At 66.9% G+C, this 18,779-nt stretch carries 19 protein-coding genes; 9 read left to right on the top strand and 10 right to left on the bottom strand.

Annotated elements, in window-relative coordinates:
- Positions 1-17 precede the first annotated feature (17 nt).
- Positions 18-737, bottom strand: a complete 720-nt coding sequence (locus ACYQ8K_RS11220; RefSeq protein ID WP_459968840.1) for an NUDIX hydrolase — start codon at positions 735-737, stop codon at positions 18-20.
- Positions 738-817: 80 nt separating this feature from the next.
- Between ACYQ8K_RS11220 and ACYQ8K_RS11215 the strand changes: the two genes are divergently transcribed.
- Together ACYQ8K_RS11215 and ACYQ8K_RS11210 are read left to right on the top strand one after the other, a co-directional pair.
- Complete coding sequence (locus ACYQ8K_RS11215) at positions 818-1,711, top strand: SCO6745 family protein (protein ID WP_459968838.1); 894 nt, start codon at positions 818-820, stop codon at positions 1,709-1,711.
- Positions 1,708-1,974, top strand: coding sequence for a YdeI/OmpD-associated family protein (locus ACYQ8K_RS11210; RefSeq protein ID WP_459968836.1), 267 nt, complete (start codon positions 1,708-1,710; stop codon positions 1,972-1,974). The genes ACYQ8K_RS11215 and ACYQ8K_RS11210 overlap by 4 nt, the downstream gene beginning before the upstream one ends.
- A 32-nt stretch (positions 1,975-2,006) precedes the next feature.
- On the opposite strand, the gene ACYQ8K_RS11205 is transcribed toward ACYQ8K_RS11210, so the two are convergent.
- The 5 genes from ACYQ8K_RS11205 to ACYQ8K_RS11185 form a co-directional block, all read right to left on the bottom strand.
- Entirely contained in the window at positions 2,007-2,360 is a 354-nt protein-coding gene (locus ACYQ8K_RS11205) for a VOC family protein (RefSeq protein WP_459968835.1), read from the bottom strand.
- Positions 2,361-2,462: 102 nt separating this feature from the next.
- The gene (locus ACYQ8K_RS11200) at positions 2,463-2,978 is read right to left on the bottom strand and encodes a hypothetical protein (RefSeq protein ID WP_459968833.1); all 516 of its coding nucleotides are present in this window, start codon (positions 2,976-2,978) and stop codon (positions 2,463-2,465) included.
- A 120-nt stretch (positions 2,979-3,098) separates the two neighbouring features.
- Positions 3,099-4,181, bottom strand: coding sequence for a zinc-binding dehydrogenase (locus tag ACYQ8K_RS11195; protein WP_459968831.1), 1,083 nt, complete (start codon positions 4,179-4,181; stop codon positions 3,099-3,101).
- On the bottom strand, positions 4,178-4,885 hold the full coding sequence (locus ACYQ8K_RS11190) for a phosphonatase-like hydrolase (protein WP_459968829.1): 708 nt from the start codon (positions 4,883-4,885) through the stop codon (positions 4,178-4,180). The genes ACYQ8K_RS11195 and ACYQ8K_RS11190 overlap by 4 nt, the downstream gene beginning before the upstream one ends.
- On the bottom strand, positions 4,882-5,646 hold the full coding sequence (locus ACYQ8K_RS11185; protein ID WP_459968827.1) for a GntR family transcriptional regulator: 765 nt from the start codon (positions 5,644-5,646) through the stop codon (positions 4,882-4,884). Before ACYQ8K_RS11185 ends, ACYQ8K_RS11190 begins: the two co-directional genes overlap by 4 nt.
- Before the next feature lie 140 nt (positions 5,647-5,786).
- Here ACYQ8K_RS11185 and ACYQ8K_RS11180 point away from each other — a divergent pair, with 140 nt between their 5' ends.
- A complete protein-coding gene (locus ACYQ8K_RS11180) occupies positions 5,787-7,208 on the top strand; it encodes an MFS transporter (RefSeq protein ID WP_459968826.1) in 1,422 nt (473 codons plus the stop codon).
- Positions 7,209-7,229: 21 nt separating this feature from the next.
- Here the strand turns inward: ACYQ8K_RS11180 and ACYQ8K_RS11175 are convergent, their stop codons facing one another.
- A complete protein-coding gene (locus ACYQ8K_RS11175; protein WP_459968824.1) occupies positions 7,230-8,114 on the bottom strand; it encodes a cyclopropane mycolic acid synthase family methyltransferase in 885 nt (294 codons plus the stop codon).
- Positions 8,115-8,464: 350 nt separating this feature from the next.
- Between ACYQ8K_RS11175 and ACYQ8K_RS11170 the strand changes: the two genes are divergently transcribed.
- The 5 genes from ACYQ8K_RS11170 (at position 8,465) to ACYQ8K_RS11150 (ending at position 14,324) form a co-directional block, all read left to right on the top strand.
- The gene (locus tag ACYQ8K_RS11170) at positions 8,465-9,040 is read left to right on the top strand and encodes a hemerythrin domain-containing protein (protein ID WP_459968822.1); all 576 of its coding nucleotides are present in this window, start codon (positions 8,465-8,467) and stop codon (positions 9,038-9,040) included.
- A gap of 295 nt (positions 9,041-9,335) precedes the next feature.
- Positions 9,336-10,670: an MFS transporter gene (locus ACYQ8K_RS11165; protein WP_459968820.1), complete on the top strand. Its 1,335-nt coding sequence runs from the start codon at positions 9,336-9,338 to the stop codon at positions 10,668-10,670.
- A gap of 41 nt (positions 10,671-10,711) precedes the next feature.
- Positions 10,712-11,347, top strand: a complete 636-nt coding sequence (gene phoU / locus ACYQ8K_RS11160) for a phosphate signaling complex protein PhoU (RefSeq protein ID WP_459968818.1) — start codon at positions 10,712-10,714, stop codon at positions 11,345-11,347.
- 250 nt (positions 11,348-11,597) lie between these two features.
- The gene (locus tag ACYQ8K_RS11155) at positions 11,598-12,956 is read left to right on the top strand and encodes a WS/DGAT/MGAT family O-acyltransferase (RefSeq protein WP_459968816.1); all 1,359 of its coding nucleotides are present in this window, start codon (positions 11,598-11,600) and stop codon (positions 12,954-12,956) included.
- 150 nt (positions 12,957-13,106) lie between these two features.
- Positions 13,107-14,324 (top strand): cytochrome P450, encoded by a 1,218-nt coding sequence (locus ACYQ8K_RS11150; RefSeq protein ID WP_459968815.1) that lies wholly within the window; start codon positions 13,107-13,109, stop codon positions 14,322-14,324.
- On the opposite strand, the gene ACYQ8K_RS11145 is transcribed toward ACYQ8K_RS11150, so the two are convergent.
- Both ACYQ8K_RS11145 and ACYQ8K_RS11140 read right to left on the bottom strand, forming a co-directional pair.
- On the bottom strand, positions 14,313-14,771 hold the full coding sequence (locus ACYQ8K_RS11145) for an ATP-binding protein (protein WP_459968921.1): 459 nt from the start codon (positions 14,769-14,771) through the stop codon (positions 14,313-14,315). The genes ACYQ8K_RS11150 and ACYQ8K_RS11145 overlap by 12 nt on opposite strands.
- A gap of 152 nt (positions 14,772-14,923) precedes the next feature.
- Positions 14,924-15,847, bottom strand: coding sequence for a 2-hydroxyacid dehydrogenase (locus ACYQ8K_RS11140; RefSeq protein WP_459968919.1), 924 nt, complete (start codon positions 15,845-15,847; stop codon positions 14,924-14,926).
- A gap of 289 nt (positions 15,848-16,136) precedes the next feature.
- Here ACYQ8K_RS11140 and ACYQ8K_RS11135 point away from each other — a divergent pair, with 289 nt between their 5' ends.
- The gene (locus ACYQ8K_RS11135) at positions 16,137-16,994 is read left to right on the top strand and encodes an LLM class F420-dependent oxidoreductase (protein ID WP_459968917.1); all 858 of its coding nucleotides are present in this window, start codon (positions 16,137-16,139) and stop codon (positions 16,992-16,994) included.
- Positions 16,995-17,007: 13 nt separating this feature from the next.
- Here the strand turns inward: ACYQ8K_RS11135 and ACYQ8K_RS11130 are convergent, their stop codons facing one another.
- Positions 17,008-18,591, bottom strand: a complete 1,584-nt coding sequence (locus tag ACYQ8K_RS11130; protein ID WP_459968915.1) for a SulP family inorganic anion transporter — start codon at positions 18,589-18,591, stop codon at positions 17,008-17,010.
- Positions 18,592-18,779 lie beyond the last annotated feature (188 nt).

The raw sequence follows: 18,779 nt of genomic DNA, 5'->3' as shown, positions 1-18,779 counted from the left end.
GAGGCGTTGGGCGATAGCTACTTCCAGGCGAACACCGGCTGTTCCAACTCATCCACCGGGTCGGCGCGCCCTTCCAGGCCCAGCCAACGCAATTGCAGCAGCACAGCGCCGGTCGGGGCGTGGATGAGGTCATTTCCCAACGGGATCTGCACGACCGGCCGCGGGCTCTCCGGGATGGTGATGAATCGCGGCGAGTCGTCGCGTTGGAGTTGGTGCAGCCCCACCCGGTACACGGCCACGACCTCGTCGGGTGCGGGCCGAAGCTCGAGCCGCCCCCCTCCCCAGAGCACCACCGGGGTGATCACATACCCGGACCGGGTCGGGTAGTCGTCGAGCAACCCCAGCACCGTCGACCCGGATAGCGCGATGCCGACCTCCTCCCGCAATTCCCGCAGCGCCGCGTCGACTGCCGTCTCGCCCGGATCGACGCGGCCGCCGGGCAGCGCCCACTGCGCCGCATGCGAGCTGAGCCGAGATGCCCTGCGGCACAGCAAGAAAGCGGCGCCGCCGGACACATCGACCATGCGGCCGTCCAAATGTGCCGCGGCCATCTCGCGCCCGTCGTTCCACTCCTCCACCGACACCGGATCGACCCGGTCCTCCCCCACCTCCGAATCCACCAGCACCACCGCGACGGCCGCATGCCGCTTCGTCGGATCGGTCACCGCGCGGCGGTGGTGGCCGGCCAGGTTGTTCCGAATCCGCTCACGCAATGGCTGGTCATACGGGATGGTCACTTCTCGAGCCTAGGCTGAGGTACTTTCCGGGCCGTACGACCGTGCTTGGTCGTCGCCGGCACCAGTGGTTAACTGCCAGCATGCGACGACAACCGGCCCTGGCCCGACGCTTCTTCGATCGCTACGAACCGGTGCACGCGGTGACCTATTTCGCGCCGGAGGCGCGCGCGGCGTTGGACGCGCTGGGCTACCGGGGTTTTTGGATGGGCTATTTCGCGGCCCGCTCGGCACCGTTGGGCGCGGCGCCCCGCGAGGTGGTCAGCGCGATCTTCTATAACTTCGCACCCGAACGGGTCGCTAAGGCACTGCCTGCGGCATGGGAGATCGCGGGTCCGCAGGCCGCGTTGCAAGCCCGGCAAGAGTCCGCGGTGGCGGCGCTGCGCCGCTACGGCCTGGGGTCAGACGAAAACATCCGCGTCGCAGCCGAACTGGCGGGCCGGGCGGCGCGCCAGGCTCCGCTCGACGCGCGTCCGCTGTTCGCCGCGAACCTGGCGCTGCCCTGGCCGGATGATCCACCGTCCGCGCTGTGGCACGCCACGACGCTGCTGCGTGAGCAGCGCGGCGACGCGCACGTGGCGGTACTGGCCGCGGCCGGCATCTCCGGCCGCGAATCCAACGTCTTGCACGCCGCGGCGGGCAACGTGTCTCGCGACTACATCGCCCGCACCCGCGACTACGACGAGGCCTCGTGGCGTCAGCACGAACAACGGCTTGCCGAGCGGGGGCTGCTCAACGACGACGGAACACTGACCCCGGCCGGACGGGAATTGAAGGACCACATCGAATTGACAACAGACACACTGGCCCTGTCCGCGCTCGACGCGCTCAGCGACGACGAGGTCGAGACGCTGTTCCGCGCGCTCACCCCGATCACCCGCGCCGTGGTCGCGGGCGGTGATGTCCCCGCTCTCACCCCGATGACGTTGCGTCGCGACGAATTGCACGACGACAGCGCGCATTTGGTGAGCCGATGAGCGGCCAGCGCGTGCCCGGCGGTGTCGTGCACAAATTGCCTGCCGACCTGCGCGAGTCGCTGATCGGCAACGCGACCGCGCTCGCCGCCTGGCGCGACATCACGCCGCTGGCCCGCAACGAGTTCATCTGCTGGGTCGAGGACGCCAAGCAGCCGGCGACCCGGGAGCGCCGCATCCGCCGGACCCAGGAGGAGCTGGAAGAGGGCAAGCGCCGGCCTTGCTGCTGGCCGGGCTGCAAACACCGCGAGCGCAACGGAAAGTAAACGCGCACCGGCACTCCCGGAATCCTGCGCTGCTATCGGGCCAATGGCTTGTAGAACACCAAGCCGTTGCCCTTGTTGTCATAGACCACGGCGCGTCGCTCATGGGCATCGTCATAGGGGCCCTTCACGATGCCCCCGCCGCTGGCCTCGACGGCCTTGGCGGCCGCATCGACGTCCGCGGTCTTGATGCCGACCACGACCTGCCCGGGGATGGGGTGGTCGACCGCCGTCGCCAGCGCCAGCGTGACCGGCCCCGCATCGAGGGCCGCGAAGTGGGCGCCATCCCGAAACTTCAATGGCATGCCCAAGGTTCCGCTGTAAAACCGGATCGACTCATCCAGGTCGTCGGTCGACAAGATGATCATCTTTGCTTCGTGCTCGCCCATGGCGCCTCCCGTGTCCGGATCGCTACCAGACTAGGCCGGGCTCGCATCCCCTCGGCGAGCGGCTACAGGGGCGGCTGGGAAACGCGGGCTCGACGCCCAACCTCAGGCAGCGCCGACCGGAACCGCTTGGCCGTCAAGGTAATCCATCGGCGGAGCCTCGCCGTGCCCGGCACCGCGGTAGGCCACCGTGGTGGCCAACGCCGTGCCGCCCTCGATCGTCCCGACCACGACGACCTTGTCATTGACCGTGAAATGTGGTGCGGCGACGATGGGTTGGCGTGCGCCATGCGTGACGACCGTGGTGTCCGGGGTGAAGCGGTAGGTCTGGATGTGCCCATCCGCGCCGCGCATGGTCACCGAGTCCGCCGACACGGACACCACGGTGCCTTCCTGACTCACCGGCTGCGAGACAGCCGGCGGCTCGAGACTGGCGGCGACACTGCGCTTCTCGTGCTGGCCTCCGTTGAGCACCAACGCCGTCAGGCAGGCGGCGCACAACAGCGCAGCGGAGATGATGTCACATACCTTCGCAGCACCGGACAGGCCGCGCCACTGACCGCGATCGGTCGACGGCGGGCTTTGCTCCGGTGACTCCGGCATGCGGTGTTTGGCGCTCACGGTTGGTCCTTCCAGCGGCGTTGCGCCGCAGGACACCGGCACCCACCGAATCAGGTTGTTGCCGTGGAATTACCCGCGGATCTGGGGTGGTAAACCCGGACCTATCGCGACCTGCCGTTGTCAAGGGGCGAGCGAATAGCGCGGCACCGCTCCGGCGGGGGCGGCCAGCAGGGCGCCGAGGTCGTCGAGCGATTTAGGGTCGGCGACCAGCTCGTGCCAGGGGAAACGCTCGCGCGTTCGGTGCAAAAAGCTCAGTGCTGCCACCAGGTGTCGCGGTTCGTAATTGTGTACGCCGAGGATGGACAGTTGCCGGCGCACCACCGACTCGGCGTCGACCGCCACGGCCGCACCCGGTGCGACGGAGCCGGCCAGGACGGCGATCCCCTGGACGTCGAGGGCTGCCAGGCCGTCTTCCAGTACATCCGGTACGCCGGAGAACTCCAGCAATATGTCGCTCGGGTCTGCGCCGCGGACCGAATCCCGCACGGCGGTAGCGCCGAATCGCCGTGCCAGCTGCCGCCTGGCCGCGGCCGGGTCGACCGCGGTCACCGCGCGAGCGTCCGCACACACGGCGGCGGCGATCGCGGTCAACCCGAGCATGCCGGCGCCGAGCACAACGACTCGGCGGCCGCCCAGGTGTCCCGCGCGTTCAAGAACGGCCATCACCGTCGCCGTAGCACACGACGCAGGTGCGGCGACCGAATCGCTGAGGTCGTCGTCGACTACGGCAACGGGTAGGCCGCCCGGGAGCAGCACGTGCTGCGCATAGCCACCGGACAAGCCCCAGTCGGAGTTCAGCGCCTCGTGACCGGCCTTGCGCACGACCCGGCACTTCGCCGTGACGCCGCCCCGACACCGGTCGCAGCTCCCACACGGCCACGTCACGCTCCAGATGACGCGTTGACCGACGCGCAACGGCCGGCCGTCCACGGCCCGTGGCTGACCGGCGCCCAGCGCGACGATCGCACCGACGGTCTCGTGGCCCAGGATCGACGGGCACGGCTGTCGGCGCCGTCCGCTCACCGTATGCCTGTCGCTACCGCACACCGTGGCCAGCCTGACTCGCACCAACGCATCACCGGGCCCCAACGGGGGCACGGCCACCGACTCCACCGCGATGTCGGCGCCGCCCCGCCACACCGCCGCCCAGGTGTGCTCGATCCGGACGGCGGCCTTGTGGGGCAAGGGCGTCGGCTGCGTCACGCTGGACGGGCCGCCACGTTGCGCAGCTCGAGGAGCGTGGGCAGGTCGGCCACCGACGCGACCAGATGGGTGTGCCGATGTCTGCCGAGTTCGACCGCTTCCCCGGCTCCGGACAGGACACCGACGACGAACCCCGCACCGGCGTTGGTGCCGGCTTGCAGATCCCGCGGGGTATCTCCGGCGACGAGTACGCGCGCCACATCGGCGACACCGAGGTTCTCCATCGCCCGGAAGATCATGAAGGGCGCCGGGCGTCCAGCCGCCACGTCGCTGCCGCAGACCACCTCGTCCACCACCGAGTCGCCCTCCCAGCCCAAGGCGGACATCAGCGAGTCGACGATGTCGCGATCGAAACCGGTGGTGAGCGCGACCCGGATGCCGGCGGAACGCAGTGCGGCCATCGCGTCGGTAACTCCGGGCAGCGGGCACGGCGGAGAGATCGCGTAGGCGGCCGTCAGCCGGGCACGGAAATCGGCGACGACTGTGTCCAGCCGGTCCGCATTCGGGGGCTCACCACCGGGCGTGGTGAGCAGCGCCCGCAGGGCCTCGTGTTTGGCCGCCCCGTGCCAGCGGGTGATGTCGGCCCGTGACGGTGCCGCGCCGTAAGCGGTCGCCGTTTCGGCCAGCACGCGGTAGACCTGCTGACCGTCGTCGATGGTGGTGCCGGCCATGTCCAGTACGGCCAGTTCGAGCCGGGCGGTCATCGGGCGTCGACCTTCGACCCGGGCCGGGCATTTCGGGTGAGGGCGCAGCGGGCGTCCAGCGTGTTCTCGAGGGTGAAGCTGACCATGGCCGGCAGATAGCGGTCGTCGTGGTATTCGATGACCTCGCCGTCGGCGCCTCGGGTGATCCGCCGCTGCCTCAGCAGCGGATCACCTTGCGCCGCAGAGAGATGCGTCGCATCCACGGGGTCGGCCGCGATCGCGTCGATGACATGAGAAGCGGTCGAGAATCGCACCCCTTGCGACAACAGGTAATCCCACAACGACCCTGAGTCGCAATCGAAGTCGAACAAGCGGCGACCGACGTTCTCGACGAAGGTCGCGCGTTCCAGCATCGCGGGCTCGCCGTCGAGGTAGCGCAGCCGCAGCATTTGCACGACCGGCGCTCCCTCGTCGATCTGGAGTACCGACGCGGCGTGTTGATCCGCTCGGCGCAGGGCCAATTCGAGCGTGCGCTGTCCGGGCGTCCGCCCGATCGAGTGGGCCCAGGCGGAGTAGGACAGCAGCGTGTCGAACGGCTGGCCGATGGAAGTCGTGCGGACGACCGGCCGCTTCCCACGACCGCCGGCGATGACCCCGTCGGCGCGCAGTGCGGCCAGCGCCTGGCGCACGGGGCCGCGTGACGCCTTCCACCGGTCGCAGAGCTGGGACTCCGACGGCAACTCGGAACCCACCGGCAGGTCTCCCGCCCGGATTTGCTCCCGCAGGCTGTCGGCGATCATTTCGTGCAGCGCCATTGCCATGGACTTGACTATACATGCCATCGGCACCGCATCTAGGCCCTGTTCCCCTGAATACCCGTGTGGTTAACGGATATTGAACTTCACCGTAAAGAACGGTACGCCGTTGACTTGCCTTCGTTGCGTGGTGGACCGTACTTATCATGACAAGTTTGGAGAGCCGGCATGACGCTGGGCCCGCCGGATCGGCACATGTCGGAGTCGTCAGGTCGATCGATGACGCAAAGCTCGACATATTCCACTTCAAGGCGGCGGCGACCGCCGGCGCCGGATTCTTCACGGACTCCTACGATCTCAACGTCATCGGCACGGTCACCCTGCTGGCCACTCCGCAATTCCATCTCACCGGCGGGCAGATTTCGATGCTGACGAGCTCGACTCTGTTGGCAGTCGCGTTGGGCGCCATCGCGTTCGGGCGTCTCGGCGACATGCTCGGCCGACGACGGGTCTACGGATTCGAAGCGGTCCTGATGATCATCGGGGCGTTGCTCTCCGCGTTCGCTCCCAACTTCACCGTCCTACTCATCGCGCGGCTGATACTCGGAATCGGTATCGGGGGCGACTATCCCGCCAGCGGCGTCATCATGGCCGAATACGCCAACCGGCGAAACCGCGGTCAACTGGTCGGCCTGACGTTCATCTTCTACGTATTCGGTCAGGTCGTCGCCTATCTCGTCAGCCTCCTGGTCCTGGCCGTCGGCGTTCCGGATCACATCGCCTGGCGGCTGATACTCGGGATCGGCGTGATCCCATCCCTGCTGGTGCTGTATCAGCGTCGTCACATGCCGGAGTCACCCCGCTGGACCGCGGAGCGCGGCGACGAACAGCAGGCGCTGAAAGACTTTGCGGCGTTTGCTCAATCACGCGCGACCTTCGCCTCGCCCACCGTCGCCGCGACCCCAGCCGCCAAGATCGGACTGTCCAATCGGAAAGTCCTCACCGTCCTGTTGGGCACCGCCGGGAGCTGGTTCTTCTTCAACGTCGCCGTCTACGGCAGCTACGTCAGCCAGCCCTTGCTCATCAAGCACATCGCACCCCACGGCAGCGTGGTGTCCAACATCGCACTCAACGCGGTATTGGTCATTTGTTTCGGCCTCGGCGGAGCGATCGCCGGCCTGCTCGTGCTCGACCGCATGCCCCGACGTGTGCTGCAGGCGCTCGGTTTCGGTATCTGCGCGGTGGCGATGTTGTTGATAACGGCTTTCCCCATCATCAGCGCCTCGGTAGTGCCGTTCGCGATCGTGTTCGGCATGTCGTTATTCGGCGTCGCCTTCGGCCCCAACTACACCACGATGCTTCTTGCCGCGGAGTCGTACCCCACGGCCGTTCGCAGTACGTTCCACGGGCTTTCGTCCGCCATCGCGAAGGTCGGGGCCTTCCTGGGTGCTCTTTTCGTGCCGCTCCTGCTCAGCGGGGCCGGGTTACGAGCGGTGACATTGTTGGGCTTCTGCTGCTATGCCGCAGGGATCGCCACGACCGTCCTGGTCCGCGAACCCGGCGGACTGGCGCTCGACGACGTCAGCGACGACCTTCGGACCAAGGCCCTTGTCGCGCAACCCGTTTGATCGGTCGGTGCGGCTAGTGCGTCAGCCCTTGGTCAGGGTGAACTGCGCGACGTCGGTGTAGCCCTCGCGGAACAGGTCCGCGCATCCGGTCAGGTACTTCATGTACCGGTCGTAGACCTCTTCGGACTGAATCGCGATGGCCTCGTCCCGGTGCGCCTCGAGCGCGGCCGACCAGGTGTCGAGGGTGCGGGCGTAGTGCAGGCGCAGCGGCTGGATCAACTTCACCCCGAAGCCGGCACGCTCGGCGTGCTGCACGACACCCTTGGCCTGCGGCAGGTCTCCGCCCGGGAAGATCTCGTCCATGATGAATTTCATGAAGCGCAGCTTGGTCATGGTGATGGGCAAGCCGCGCTCCGCGAATTCCTCGTCACTGGGCTTGATGATGGTGTGCAGCATCATGACGCCGTCGGCCGGCAACGCCTCGTAGGCCTTTTTGAAGAATTCGTCGTACCGGTCGCGCCCGAAGTGCTCGAAGGCGCCGATGGACACGATCCGGTCGACCTTCTCGTCGAACTGCTCCCAGCCCTGCAGCAGCACCCGCTTGGACCGCTGTGAAGGGTGGCTGTCCAGGCGGCGCTGCACGTGTGCCTGCTGATTGCGGCTCAGCGTGAGGCCGACGACGTTGACGTCGTAGTTCTCCAGGCCGCGGACGATCGTGGTGCCCCACCCGCACCCGATGTCGAGCAACGTCATGCCCGGCTGCAGGCCGAGCTTGCCCAGCGAGAGGTCGACCTTGGCATACTGCGCCTCTTCCAGCGTCATGTCGTCGCGCTCGAAGTAGGCGCAGCTGTAGGTCCGCGTCGGGTCGAGGAAGAGCGCAAAGAATTCGTCGGACAGGTCGTAGTGCGCTTGTACGTCCTCGAAATGCGGTTCCAAGCTGACGGCATCGCCGGGTTTTTCGGACAAGGCACAACCTCTGACTGATTCATATTGGTTTAGCGGGTGCGATCGAAGCTGATCGCCGGACTGACCGACCCAGTGTATCCGCCCGGATAACCGCGCCCACCCGGCGAGTTCCTGTTCAGGGCCGCGGCGCCGACGCGGGCGGCCCCGGCGGTGCTGCCGGCAGCAACCGGCCACCAGAGTGCTTACGCGCACGTCAAATTGGTGAATCCGGTGCGGCGCAGGATAAGTCGGACAAAGGACGGCCTCCAGGAAGCGAACCCGGTTGACGGATCCCGCGTCGGGTTGTTACCTCAGCTGGTAAACCGGGGTAAGCCCCAGCTGACCGGGATGCAGAGAGGCGGAGCTCTCCGATGGCAGACATCACCAGGTTGATCCTGGCCGACCACGAGTGGTTCCGCGAACAGTTCGCGCGCCTGGACGATCTGCAGGCCCAGCGCCCCGACGACCGGGCGGCGCTCGAGCGAGTGTGGGGTCCGCTCGCCGACAAGCTCGACGTGCACGCCTACATCGAAGAAAAGATCTTCTACCCGCAGTTGCTGAAACGCGGCGGTGACGACGCCGAGGGCGAGACCCTCGACGCGATCGGCGATCACAACGACATTCGCGACGGTGTGCGCGACGCCAACGCCGCCGCGCTGGGCAGCGAACAGTGGTGGGCCGCCGTCGGACGCACCCGGGAGGCCAACGACGATCACATGGGCGAGGAGGAGCGCGAAGGGCTGTCGGACTTTCGCCGCAACGCCCCCATCGGGCTCCGCGAGGCGCTCGGGCGGCAATACAGCGAGTTCATGGCCGAGCACCCGACCACCGAGGGGCTGCCGATCACCGATCGTGACCCCCGGGGCTACGTCGAGCAGTTCGAGGACTCGGCGCCGCCCAAAGCCGCCGACTTCTCGCTGCGCATCGGGAGCCTGAAAGGCCAATAAATCACGCCGCGAACGAGCGGACGTGACGCGAATAACCCATTTCGGCTTCGGGACGGTCGCGACGCCGGTGCCGGCGGTCGGCGACACCCGCCTAGCTGGCGTTTCCGGAACCGATCACGTCCTCCGCGGCCCGGGGGGATCAGCGCGGCGGTCTTTGGGTAACCCGGAAACTGGGCTGCTTCCCCGACCCCGCCGGTTCGTGCCGGGAATGTTTCGGGTAAGCCATCATTCGATGGGTATTCGACGCCGCCGGAGGAAGTGGGCCCGTAAGGACATCAGGGTCGCCGATCCGGCAATGCGGCAGACCATTATGGGTACCGCCATCGGCAACTTCATGGAGTGGTACGACTTCGGGGTCTACGGCTATATCGCCACCACGATCGCCCAGGTGTTTTACCCCGGCAAGAGCGTCAGCGGCGTCCACCTCATCGCCACGTTCGGCACGCTGGCGGCGGCGTTCGTCGTGCGCCCGCTCGGCGGATTCATCTTCGGCCCGTTGGGCGACCGCATCGGGCGTCACCGGGTGCTCGTGGTCACCATCCTCATGATGACGGTCAGCACCACCATGACCGGCCTGTTGCCTACCTACAGCACGATCGGCATCTGGGCGCCGATCCTGCTCGTCATCGCACGAATCTTTCAGGGCCTGTCGACCGGCGGCGAGTACGTCGGCGCGATGACCTATCTCGTCGAGCAGGCCCCCGACCACAAACGCGGGATGATGGTCGGCTTCCTGCCGATGGGCAACCTGGTCGGATTCGTCCTCGCCGGGTTGCTCGTGACCGGTCTGCAGACCTGGCTGCCGGACGACGACATGCTGGCCTACGGCTGGCGCATCCCGCTGTTGCTGGGCCTGCCCTTCGGCCTGGTGGCGCTGTACCTACGGCTTCGGCTCAAGGAGTCTTCCGCCTACCAGAGCGCGAACGATGATGCGCCCGCGTCGGGCGGCGGCCAGGGACCACGGCAAATCCTGCGCATGGTCGGGGCCCAGTGGCGCCCGATGCTGATCTGCGCGGCGCTGGTGCTGACCTCCCAGGTCGCCGACTTCATGCTCACCGGATACCTGCCGACCTACCTCAGACTCTTCGTACGCGTCGGGCACACCGCCGGACTGGTCATGATCGTGTCGACGCTGGCGATCCTGATGGCCACCGTGGTGCTCGTCGCAAGCTTGTCCGACCGCATCGGCGTCAAGCCCATCATGTGGACGGGCTGCGGGCTGTTGATCGCGGCCTCGGTCCCGGCGTTCCTGCTGATCCGCTTCGGCGGCGTGTACCCGGTGATCTTCATCGGCGTGCTGCTGATCGGCCTGATGGAACTCTGCTTCGACAGCACCGGGCCTGCCATGCTGCCGGCCCTGTTTCCCACCAACGTGCGCTACGGCGCTCTGGCGATTTCGTACAACATCTCGATTTCCCTCGTCGGCGGCATCACCCCGCTGATCGCCCAGGCGCTGGTATCGGCCACCGGCAACGTGATGGTGCCGGCCTACATGCTGATCTTCGCCGGCGTGGTGGGAGCCATCACGTTGCTGTTCACCCCCGAAGTCGCCGGCAAGCCGTTGCCCGGCTCCGGGCCCGCCGTCGAAACGGAGCGTGAGGCTCGCGCGCTCGCGGAGGACATCCGCTAGCGGGCGACGTTTATTTCGCGGTAGCGGGTTATCCGATGAAGATGAGGACCGGATTCCACCAGCAGCTGGACACGCTGACCGACCAGCTCGCGGACATGTGCGCGATGGCCGCCGACGCGATTTCACAGGCGAGCGAGGCGCTGCTGGAAACGGACCTGACGACGGCCGAATTCGTGATCGCCCGCCACGGCAGCGTCGTCGCCCTCGACGCGCACGTCGAGGAGACCGCGTTCGCGTTGTTGGCGTTGCAGGCGCCGGTGGCCACCGACCTGCGCGCGGTCGTCAGCGCCCTCCGGATAGCCGCGGATGCGCGGCGGATGGTCGAGCTGGCCGTGCACATCGCCGAGATCGGCCGCCGCCGTCACCCGCATCCGGCCGTGTCCGCCGAGGTGCGGCCCTACGTCGCCGCGATGGGTGAGGCGGCCGAGGCGCTGGCCCTCGGGGCGCGGCAGGTGTTGGTGTCGCAAGACCCGCGGGGCGCGGCCCAGATTCGCCACGACGACGACGTGATGGACGAGCTGCACCACCGGCTGCTGGCGATGCTGATGGACCCCGCAGGGACGCAGGGGGTTGCCGCCGCCGTGGACGCCACCCTGCTGGGCCGCTTCTACGAACGCTTCGCCGACCACGCGGTCCAGATCGCCCGCCGGGTCATCTTCCAAACCACCGGGCGCTAGCCGACTCCCGAGGCAAAGTGACGCGCGGGCCGCGGCGCACGCGGCGCTTGGCATCGGAAACTGGTTGCGTTCCATAAGGTTTGACGCGATAGATCGACGGGGCGGCAAACACGGCAGCCCGATGCGCGGCCCTGCGCTCCGACCGACCAGGAGCCCCGAACGCTGATTCGCGATTAGCAATCGCTCTGCGCGGCTAATACGAAAGGGGCATGTGCTGGACGGACGGCACAGCGAGGGAATGGGAACGACTATGGAACCGATATCACCGACGGACGCGTTGTTCCTCATCGGCGAGTCACGCGAACATCCGATGCACGTGGGCTCGCTGCAACTCTTCGAGCCGCCGGAGGACGCCGGCCCCCACTTCGTGCGCGAGGCGTATCACGCGATGCTCGAGCAAACGGACATCCAGCCGTCCTTCCGTAAGCACCCGGCCTTCTTCGGCGGCCTCACCAATGTCGCGTGGTCCTTCGATAAGGAAGTCGAGCTGGACTATCACCTGCGCCGGTCCGCACTGCCCGAGCCTGGACGGGTCCGGGACCTGCTCGAGTTGGCGTCCCGACTGCACGGGAGCCTGCTCGACCGGCACCGCCCGATGTGGGAGGCCCATCTCGTCGAAGGCCTGCAGGACGGGCGGTATGCGGTTTACACGAAGTATCACCACTCCCTCATGGACGGCGTCTCGGCGCTACGCCTGGTGCAGCGCGCCTTCACCTCCGATCCGCACGACGACGAGGTGCGGGTGCCGTGGAGCCTGGGGCCGCGTAAGCGCAGCGGGCGACGGCACCGGTCGTCCCTCTTCGACCGGGTCGGCCGCACCGCGGGGTCGGCCCTCGCCTTGGCGCCGTCCACGCTCAAGCTCGCGCGCGCGGCGCTGCTCGAACAACAACTGACCCTGCCGTTCCGAGCGCCGCGCTCGATGTTCAATGTGCGGATCGGCGGCGCCCGCCGGGTAGCGGCCCAGTCCTACTCGCTGGAGCGCATCAAGGCGGTCAAGTCGGCCACCGGTACGACGATCAACGACGTCGTCCTCGCCATGTCCGCCGGGGCATTACGCGCCTACCTCCTCGATCAGAACGCCCTTCCGGACGCGCCCCTGACCGCCATGGTCCCGGTGAATCTGCGTAAGGACGACGACGACCGCGGCGGGAACAACGTCGGGACCTTCCTGTGCAACCTCGCAACCGACCTTGACGACCCGGCGAAGCGGCTGGAGACGATCAGCGGGTCCATCCGCGAGACCAAAGAGGTGTTCTGGCAGCTACCTCCGGTTCAGCAGCTGGCCCTGTCCGCCTTCAACATCGGCGGATTGTTCTTCGGCCTGATTCCTGGCTACCTGTCCGCGGCCTCACCGCCGTTCAACATCGTCATTTCGAACGTATCGACCGGTAATTCCGACCAATTGTATTGGCGCGGAGCACGATTGGACGGAAACTATCCGCTGTCGATCCCCCTCGACGGCCAGGCGGTCAACATCACCGTCACCAACAACGCCGACAACCTCGACTTCGGCCTGGTCGGATGCCGCCGCAGCGTGCCTCACCTGCAGCGGATGCTCGGCCACCTCGAGGCGGCCCTGAAGGATCTGGAACTGATCGCGGGCATCTGAGATGCGTTGCATCGCTTGACGTATTCGGGCGTTGACGCGCCCGCCGACCGGCGACCCAGGCACCGACCGTGCCGAAACCTTCGTAGGGAATACCACAGTTCCTACTGTAAGGTCCACGGTAAGTCAGCGCAGGCGGGAGAAGGGTGGACCGTGCCAAGCACTATCGATACGCGCAACCAGCTGCGGCCCGACATTGACCTGACCGACGGGGCCTTCTACGCGGGCGATTCGCGGCCGGTCTATCAATGGATGCGCGAAAACGAACCGGTCTTTCGGGACCGCAATGGCCTGGCGGCCGCGGCGAGCTACCAGGCGGTGATCGACGCCGAGCGCGCGCCGGAGTTGTTCTCCAACGCCGGCGGTATCCGGCCGGACCAGGACGCGCCCCCGATGATGATCGCGATGGATGACCCCACGCACCTGCTGCGACGCAAGCTGGTCAACGCGGGCTTCACCCGCAAACGCGTCAAGGACAGGGAGCACTCGATCGGCGCGCTGTGTGATGCGCTGATCGACAACGTCTGCGAACGGGGCGAGTGCGACTTCGTCTGGGACCTCGCCGCGCCGCTTCCCATGGCGGTGATCGGTGACATGCTCGGGGTGCTTCCGGAGGAGCGCCAGATGTTCCTTCGCTGGTCCGACGACATGGTGACCTTGCTCAGCAGCACGACCGCGGAGGAGGACTTCCAGGTCTCGGTGGATGCCTTCGCCGCGTACACCGAATACATGACGGGCATGATCGCGGCGCGCAAGGCGGATCCCACCGACGACCTGGTCAGTGTGTTGGTGCACGCGGAGGTGGACGGCGAACGGCTGGCCGACCACGAGATCGTCACCGAAGTGTTGTTACTCCTGATCGGCGGCGACGAGACCACCCGCCACACGCTGTCCGGGGGTACCGCGCAGATACTGCGGCACCCGCAACAGCATCAGCAGCTGGTCAACGACGTGGCGCTGCTCCCCAACGCGATCGAGGAGATGCTGCGCTGGACCGCCCCGGTCAAAAATATGGCCCGCACCATGACCGCCGATTTGGACTTCCACGGCGCACAGCTCAAGCAGGGCGAGAAGATCATCCTGCTGTTCGAATCGGCCAACTTCGATGAGGCGGTGTTCGGTGATCCGGAGAACTTCCGCATCGACCGATACCCCAACAACCATCTGGCCTTCGGGTTCGGAACCCACTTCTGTCTGGGCAATCAGCTGGCGCGCTTGGAGTTGTCGATGATGCTCGAGCGGCTGGTCAAACGCCTGCCGGACATGCGACTGGCGTCCGGCGAGCCGCTGCCGCTGCGGCCGGCGAACTTTGTCAGCGGTCTGGAAAAGATGCCGGTCACGTTCACGCCGTCGGCGCGATCAGGCGCCTGATTTTCCGGCGGTACCGAGGCCCCTACGCTGGTGGTGACCGGCGGCCGCCGCGTCGGTCACGTAATCCAGGTAGACGCTGGTGCCGTTGGGCCGGGCATGGATGGTGCAGTGGTCGGCCAGGCCGTGCATCAACATGATGCCGCGCGACGCGTGGGGGTCGCTGGAGTGCCTGGACGAAGGCTTGCGCCAGCTGCCGCGGTCGCTGACGCAGACCCGGATCGACTCGGCGTCGGGGTCGTAGCTGGCCTGAAGTTTCATGGCGCCGACCTCGCGGTGCGAGCGGTAAGCGTGCTCAACGCAATTCGCCAGCGCTTCGTTGACGCCCAAGAGGACGTCCTCACGAATTTCTTCCGGCGCGCTCACCTCTTGCTGCAACCACCGTTGCAGCGCCCGGCGCCACTCCGCCGCCGTATCGGGGCGGGCTGCGCCGGCAAGCGTCAGCCGCACCGGCGCGGCGGTCTCCGGCAGTAGTGAAGTCATGAAAGCCGCATACCCAGATGCGGTTGGAGCAATAACCTCCGGCGAATATCGCTTGGGCCACAGATGGATAGCCGTCCCGAATCGCCAGGTCACGGCGTCGAGCCGCGGTCCAGCACGCGCTAACGGCGCGGCGGCAGGACGGGTGTGACCAATTCGCCGGTGTCGAGGTAGCTGTCGAGGTTGCGGATCGCCAGCAGCGCCATCGCCCGCCGGGTCCGGGCGGTGGCGCTGCCGATGTGCGGGAGAAGCACCACGCTGTCAAGGTCAAGCAATTCGGCCGGCACCTGTGGTTCTTCGGCGAAGACGTCCAGACCCGCGCCCGCCAGTTCCCCGGCGGCCAGCAATTCCACCAGCGCGTCCTGGTCGACGACGCTGCCCCTCGCGATGTTGATCAGGTAACCCTCGGGGCCCAAGGCCTGCAGCACCGCGCGGTCGACCAGCTTGTGCGTGTTGCGGTCGCCCGTGGTGGCGATGACCAGGACATCGACCGACTCGGCGAGCTCCATAGGCGACCCCGCATACCGGAATGGCGATCCCTCGATGCGGCGGCGGTTGTGATAGGCGATGGCGCAGTCGAATCCGAGCAGCCGGGTCGCAATGGCCGAACCGATCCGGCCCAGTCCCAGGATGCCTACCTGTAGGCCGCTGACATCTGTGGCGTAGGGAAACGCGCCGTCGCGTACCCATCGACCGGCGCGCACATAGCGATCGGCGGCACCGAAACGGCGCAGTGTCATCAGGACCAGGCCCACTGCCGTATCGGCGACCGTGTCCGACAGCACGTCGGGAGTGTTGCTCACGCCGATACCGCGGCGCCGCGCCGCAGCCAGGTCGATCAGATCCACCCCGGCCCCGTTGTTGACGATGGCCTCCAGGTTGGGCATCGCTTCAATGGTGGCCGCGTCCACGCCGGGTGATCCCGATGTCACCAGCACGCGCACACCGGCGCCGTGGTCGGTCAGGAACTCCGTTCGCGCGGGTCCGTCGGGAAGCTTCGGAATCGCGTAGCGCGCAGCCAACTCTTGTTCGAAGGTCGGCTCCATCTCGCCGACGCGCAGCACCCCGCTGACCGTCTTAGCCGTCACGCCTACATCATGCTTGAGGCAGATTCTCGCCTCTGTACGGCAGCGGAATACCCCGCCAGCCATCGTGGTGAATACGCGCGGCGGTGTCGGCCATTCCCCCGGGTACCACACCAGTACCGTCGCTTGGAGCGACCACTTGCGCCAGAGGCAAGAAGACGACACCGCCTCACAACATCTGCCGCCGGCGGGTGCGCCACGTCTTTGGTTGCCCGGGAAGTAAACCTGATGCGGCGTGGTTGCACACCCAATGCGCATCGGAGTCGTCTTCCCGCAAACCGAGCTCGGCTCGGACCCCGCCGTCCTACGCACCTACGGTCAGCGCGTCGAGGAATTGGGTTTCACTCACATCCTCGCCTACGACCACGTCGTCGGCGCCGACCCGACGGCGCATCGCGGCTTCCAGGGGCCCTACGACATCGACTCGACCTTTCATGAGCCGTTCGTCATGTTCGGCTACCTGGCCGCGGTCACCGCACTGGAACTCGTCACCGGGGTGATCATCTTGCCGCAACGCCAAACGGTGTTGGCGGCCAAGCAGGCCGCCGAGGTCGATCTGCTCACCGGGGGCCGTTTCAGATTCGGAATTGGATTGGGCTGGAACGCCGTTGAGTACGAGGCGCTCGGGGAGTCGTTCACCAACCGCGGCAGACGCTCCGAGGAGCAGGTCGACGTGATGCGCAAGCTGTGGACCGAACGATCGGTCACCTACGACGGCAAGTACCACACGGTGACCGCGGCCGGCCTGGCCCCGCTGCCCACCCAGCGCCCGATACCGGTGTGGTTCGGCGCGGCCTCCGATCGCGCGTACGAACGCGCCGGTCGCCTCGGCGACGGCTGGTTTCCCATGCTCGAGCCCGGCCCCGGCCTCGACCACGCCCTCGAACAAGTGAATCGCGCGGCCGAATCGGCCGGTCGCGACCCGAAGAGCCTCGGCATGGAAGGCCGGGTCAGCTGGATCGACGACCGCGACAAGCTCAACGCCACCATCGCCGCCTGGAAAGCCGCCGGCGCCAGCCATCTTTCGGTGAACACCATGAAGGCCGGTTTTGCCAATGTCGACGAACACCTCGCTGCCTTGGAGCAGGTAGCCGCCGACCTGAACTAGTCGCGCCGGGCGGTTACTTGGCTCCCGCCGCGGACAACTCCTCGACCAGCCTCAGATGCACGTTACGACGGTTGGTCTTCGATGATTTCCCGGCGGGGCCAACGGATTCCATGAGGCCGCTGGTCGCCAGGGAGTCGTTGTCACGCGGTTCGACCGTGTCGCGAACATGGACCTGCCCGCCAGTAGCGCAGTGCCGGCGTTGCCAGTCGCTGATCGCCTGGTGCGCCGCGTGATCGAGATAATTCGTCAGCAGGTGGATGGTGACCGAAGTGCGTTCGGGCACCGAGGCCAGGACTCCGGTCAGCCGGGGCAGCGCCAGGAAGGTGCACGCGCCCTCGACGACGACGTGCCACCCGTCGCCGACGGGCTCGGCCTCGATCCTGGCTCGCACCACCCGCCATCCGGTCACGGCGACGGCCAGCGCCAGGCCGATCATGACGCCGTGCAGCAGGTTGAGGAAGACGACGCACACCACGGTCACCAGATAGACGGCGAGATCGCCGTTGCGCGACGCGGTTTCGATGTGCGCGGGCTTCAGCAGCTCGATGCCGATGACGATGAGTAGGCCGGCGAGCGCGGCGGTGGGGATCTTTTCGACGAGTCCCGCGAACGGTACGGCGAACAGCAGTATCCACACGCCGTGCATGATCGTCGACGCACGCGACTTGGCGCCGGCATTCACGTTGGCGGCGCTGCGCACAATGACGCCCGCGATGGGCAGCCCGCCAATGGCGCCCGACGCGATATTCGCCGCGCCCTGCCCGATCAGCTCGCGGTTGAAGTCGGTTCGCGCCCCGGTATGCATGCGATCGATCGATACCGCCGTCAGCAGGCTCTGCACGCTCGTGATCAAGGTGACGGTGATCACCGCGATGGCGACAGCTCCCCAATTCCCGTGCGGCAGCGAGGGCAGCCGCAGCGCATCGAGCACCGAACCATCCAGCACGATGCGGGATACGTTGAACGGGAGGATCACTGAAAGGACGGTTACCGCCACGATCGCGACCAGTGGGCCGGGGATCCTGGCCACCCGGGCCGGAACCCAGCGCCAGGCAACCAAAATGGCGATCACGAGGAGACCCAGGACGAGCCCCGGCCGATGCGCACCCATGATCTGGGCGGGCAGTCCGGTGACATTGCTCCAAGCCGAGCTCTTCGAGGCACCGCCCAGCAGCACATGCACCTGTTGCAGCGCGATCGTGATGCCGATGCCGGCCAGCATCGCGTGCACCACCACGGGCGATATCGCCAGGGCGGCGCGGGCAATTCGGCTGAGCCCCAACAGTACTTGCAGGATCCCGGCGATCACGGTGATGAAACAGGTGATCGCCCAGCCAAACTGGGAGACCAGTTCGGCGACGACCACCGTCAGCCCGGCCGCCGGGCCACTGACCTGTAACGGCGACCCGCCGATCCATCCAGCGACGACTCCCCCGACTATCGCGGCAATCAGGCCGGCGAGAACCGGTGCGTCCGAGGCGATCGCGATCCCGAGCGACAACGGCAGCGCCACCAAGAAGACCACCAACGAGGCCGGCAGATCGTATTGCAGGATCTCACGCACCCGGTCGCGTCGAGACGGAGCGTCGTCCTCCATGCCCTGCGGCTCTCGCTGTGTGATGGGTTGCACTGGCCCTCCCGTGAATTGGTCATCGGCGGTGGGCTTTTCGATATCCACCCGGTCACGGGCAGGCCGAAAATACGTAACGCCGTGCAGCGCAGGCGATTACAACTACCTGAACGTCATTGTTCGGCGGGAGTTGCCTGGCCTATGCGTTAGAAGGT

Source organism: Mycobacterium sp. MUNTM1 (assembly GCF_054660795.1).
This window is presented reverse-complemented; position numbering and strand designations above follow the sequence as displayed.

Coding starts and splice junctions, on each gene's coding strand:
- ACYQ8K_RS11215 (WP_459968838.1), top strand. CDS start 818: ATGCGACGACAACCGGCCCTGGCCCGACGCTTCTTCGATCGCTACGAA.
- ACYQ8K_RS11210 (WP_459968836.1), top strand. CDS start 1,708: ATGAGCGGCCAGCGCGTGCCCGGCGGTGTCGTGCACAAATTGCCTGCC.
- ACYQ8K_RS11205 (WP_459968835.1), bottom strand. CDS start 2,360: ATGGGCGAGCACGAAGCAAAGATGATCATCTTGTCGACCGACGACCTG.
- ACYQ8K_RS11190 (WP_459968829.1), bottom strand. CDS start 4,885: ATGACCGCCCGGCTCGAACTGGCCGTACTGGACATGGCCGGCACCACC.
- ACYQ8K_RS11185 (WP_459968827.1), bottom strand. CDS start 5,646: ATGGCAATGGCGCTGCACGAAATGATCGCCGACAGCCTGCGGGAGCAA.
- ACYQ8K_RS11180 (WP_459968826.1), top strand. CDS start 5,787: ATGACAAGTTTGGAGAGCCGGCATGACGCTGGGCCCGCCGGATCGGCA.
- ACYQ8K_RS11170 (WP_459968822.1), top strand. CDS start 8,465: ATGGCAGACATCACCAGGTTGATCCTGGCCGACCACGAGTGGTTCCGC.
- ACYQ8K_RS11165 (WP_459968820.1), top strand. CDS start 9,336: ATGCGGCAGACCATTATGGGTACCGCCATCGGCAACTTCATGGAGTGG.
- phoU (WP_459968818.1), top strand. CDS start 10,712: ATGAGGACCGGATTCCACCAGCAGCTGGACACGCTGACCGACCAGCTC.
- ACYQ8K_RS11155 (WP_459968816.1), top strand. CDS start 11,598: ATGGAACCGATATCACCGACGGACGCGTTGTTCCTCATCGGCGAGTCA.
- ACYQ8K_RS11140 (WP_459968919.1), bottom strand. CDS start 15,847: ATGGAGCCGACCTTCGAACAAGAGTTGGCTGCGCGCTACGCGATTCCG.
- ACYQ8K_RS11135 (WP_459968917.1), top strand. CDS start 16,137: ATGCGCATCGGAGTCGTCTTCCCGCAAACCGAGCTCGGCTCGGACCCC.
- ACYQ8K_RS11130 (WP_459968915.1), bottom strand. CDS start 18,591: ATGGAGGACGACGCTCCGTCTCGACGCGACCGGGTGCGTGAGATCCTG.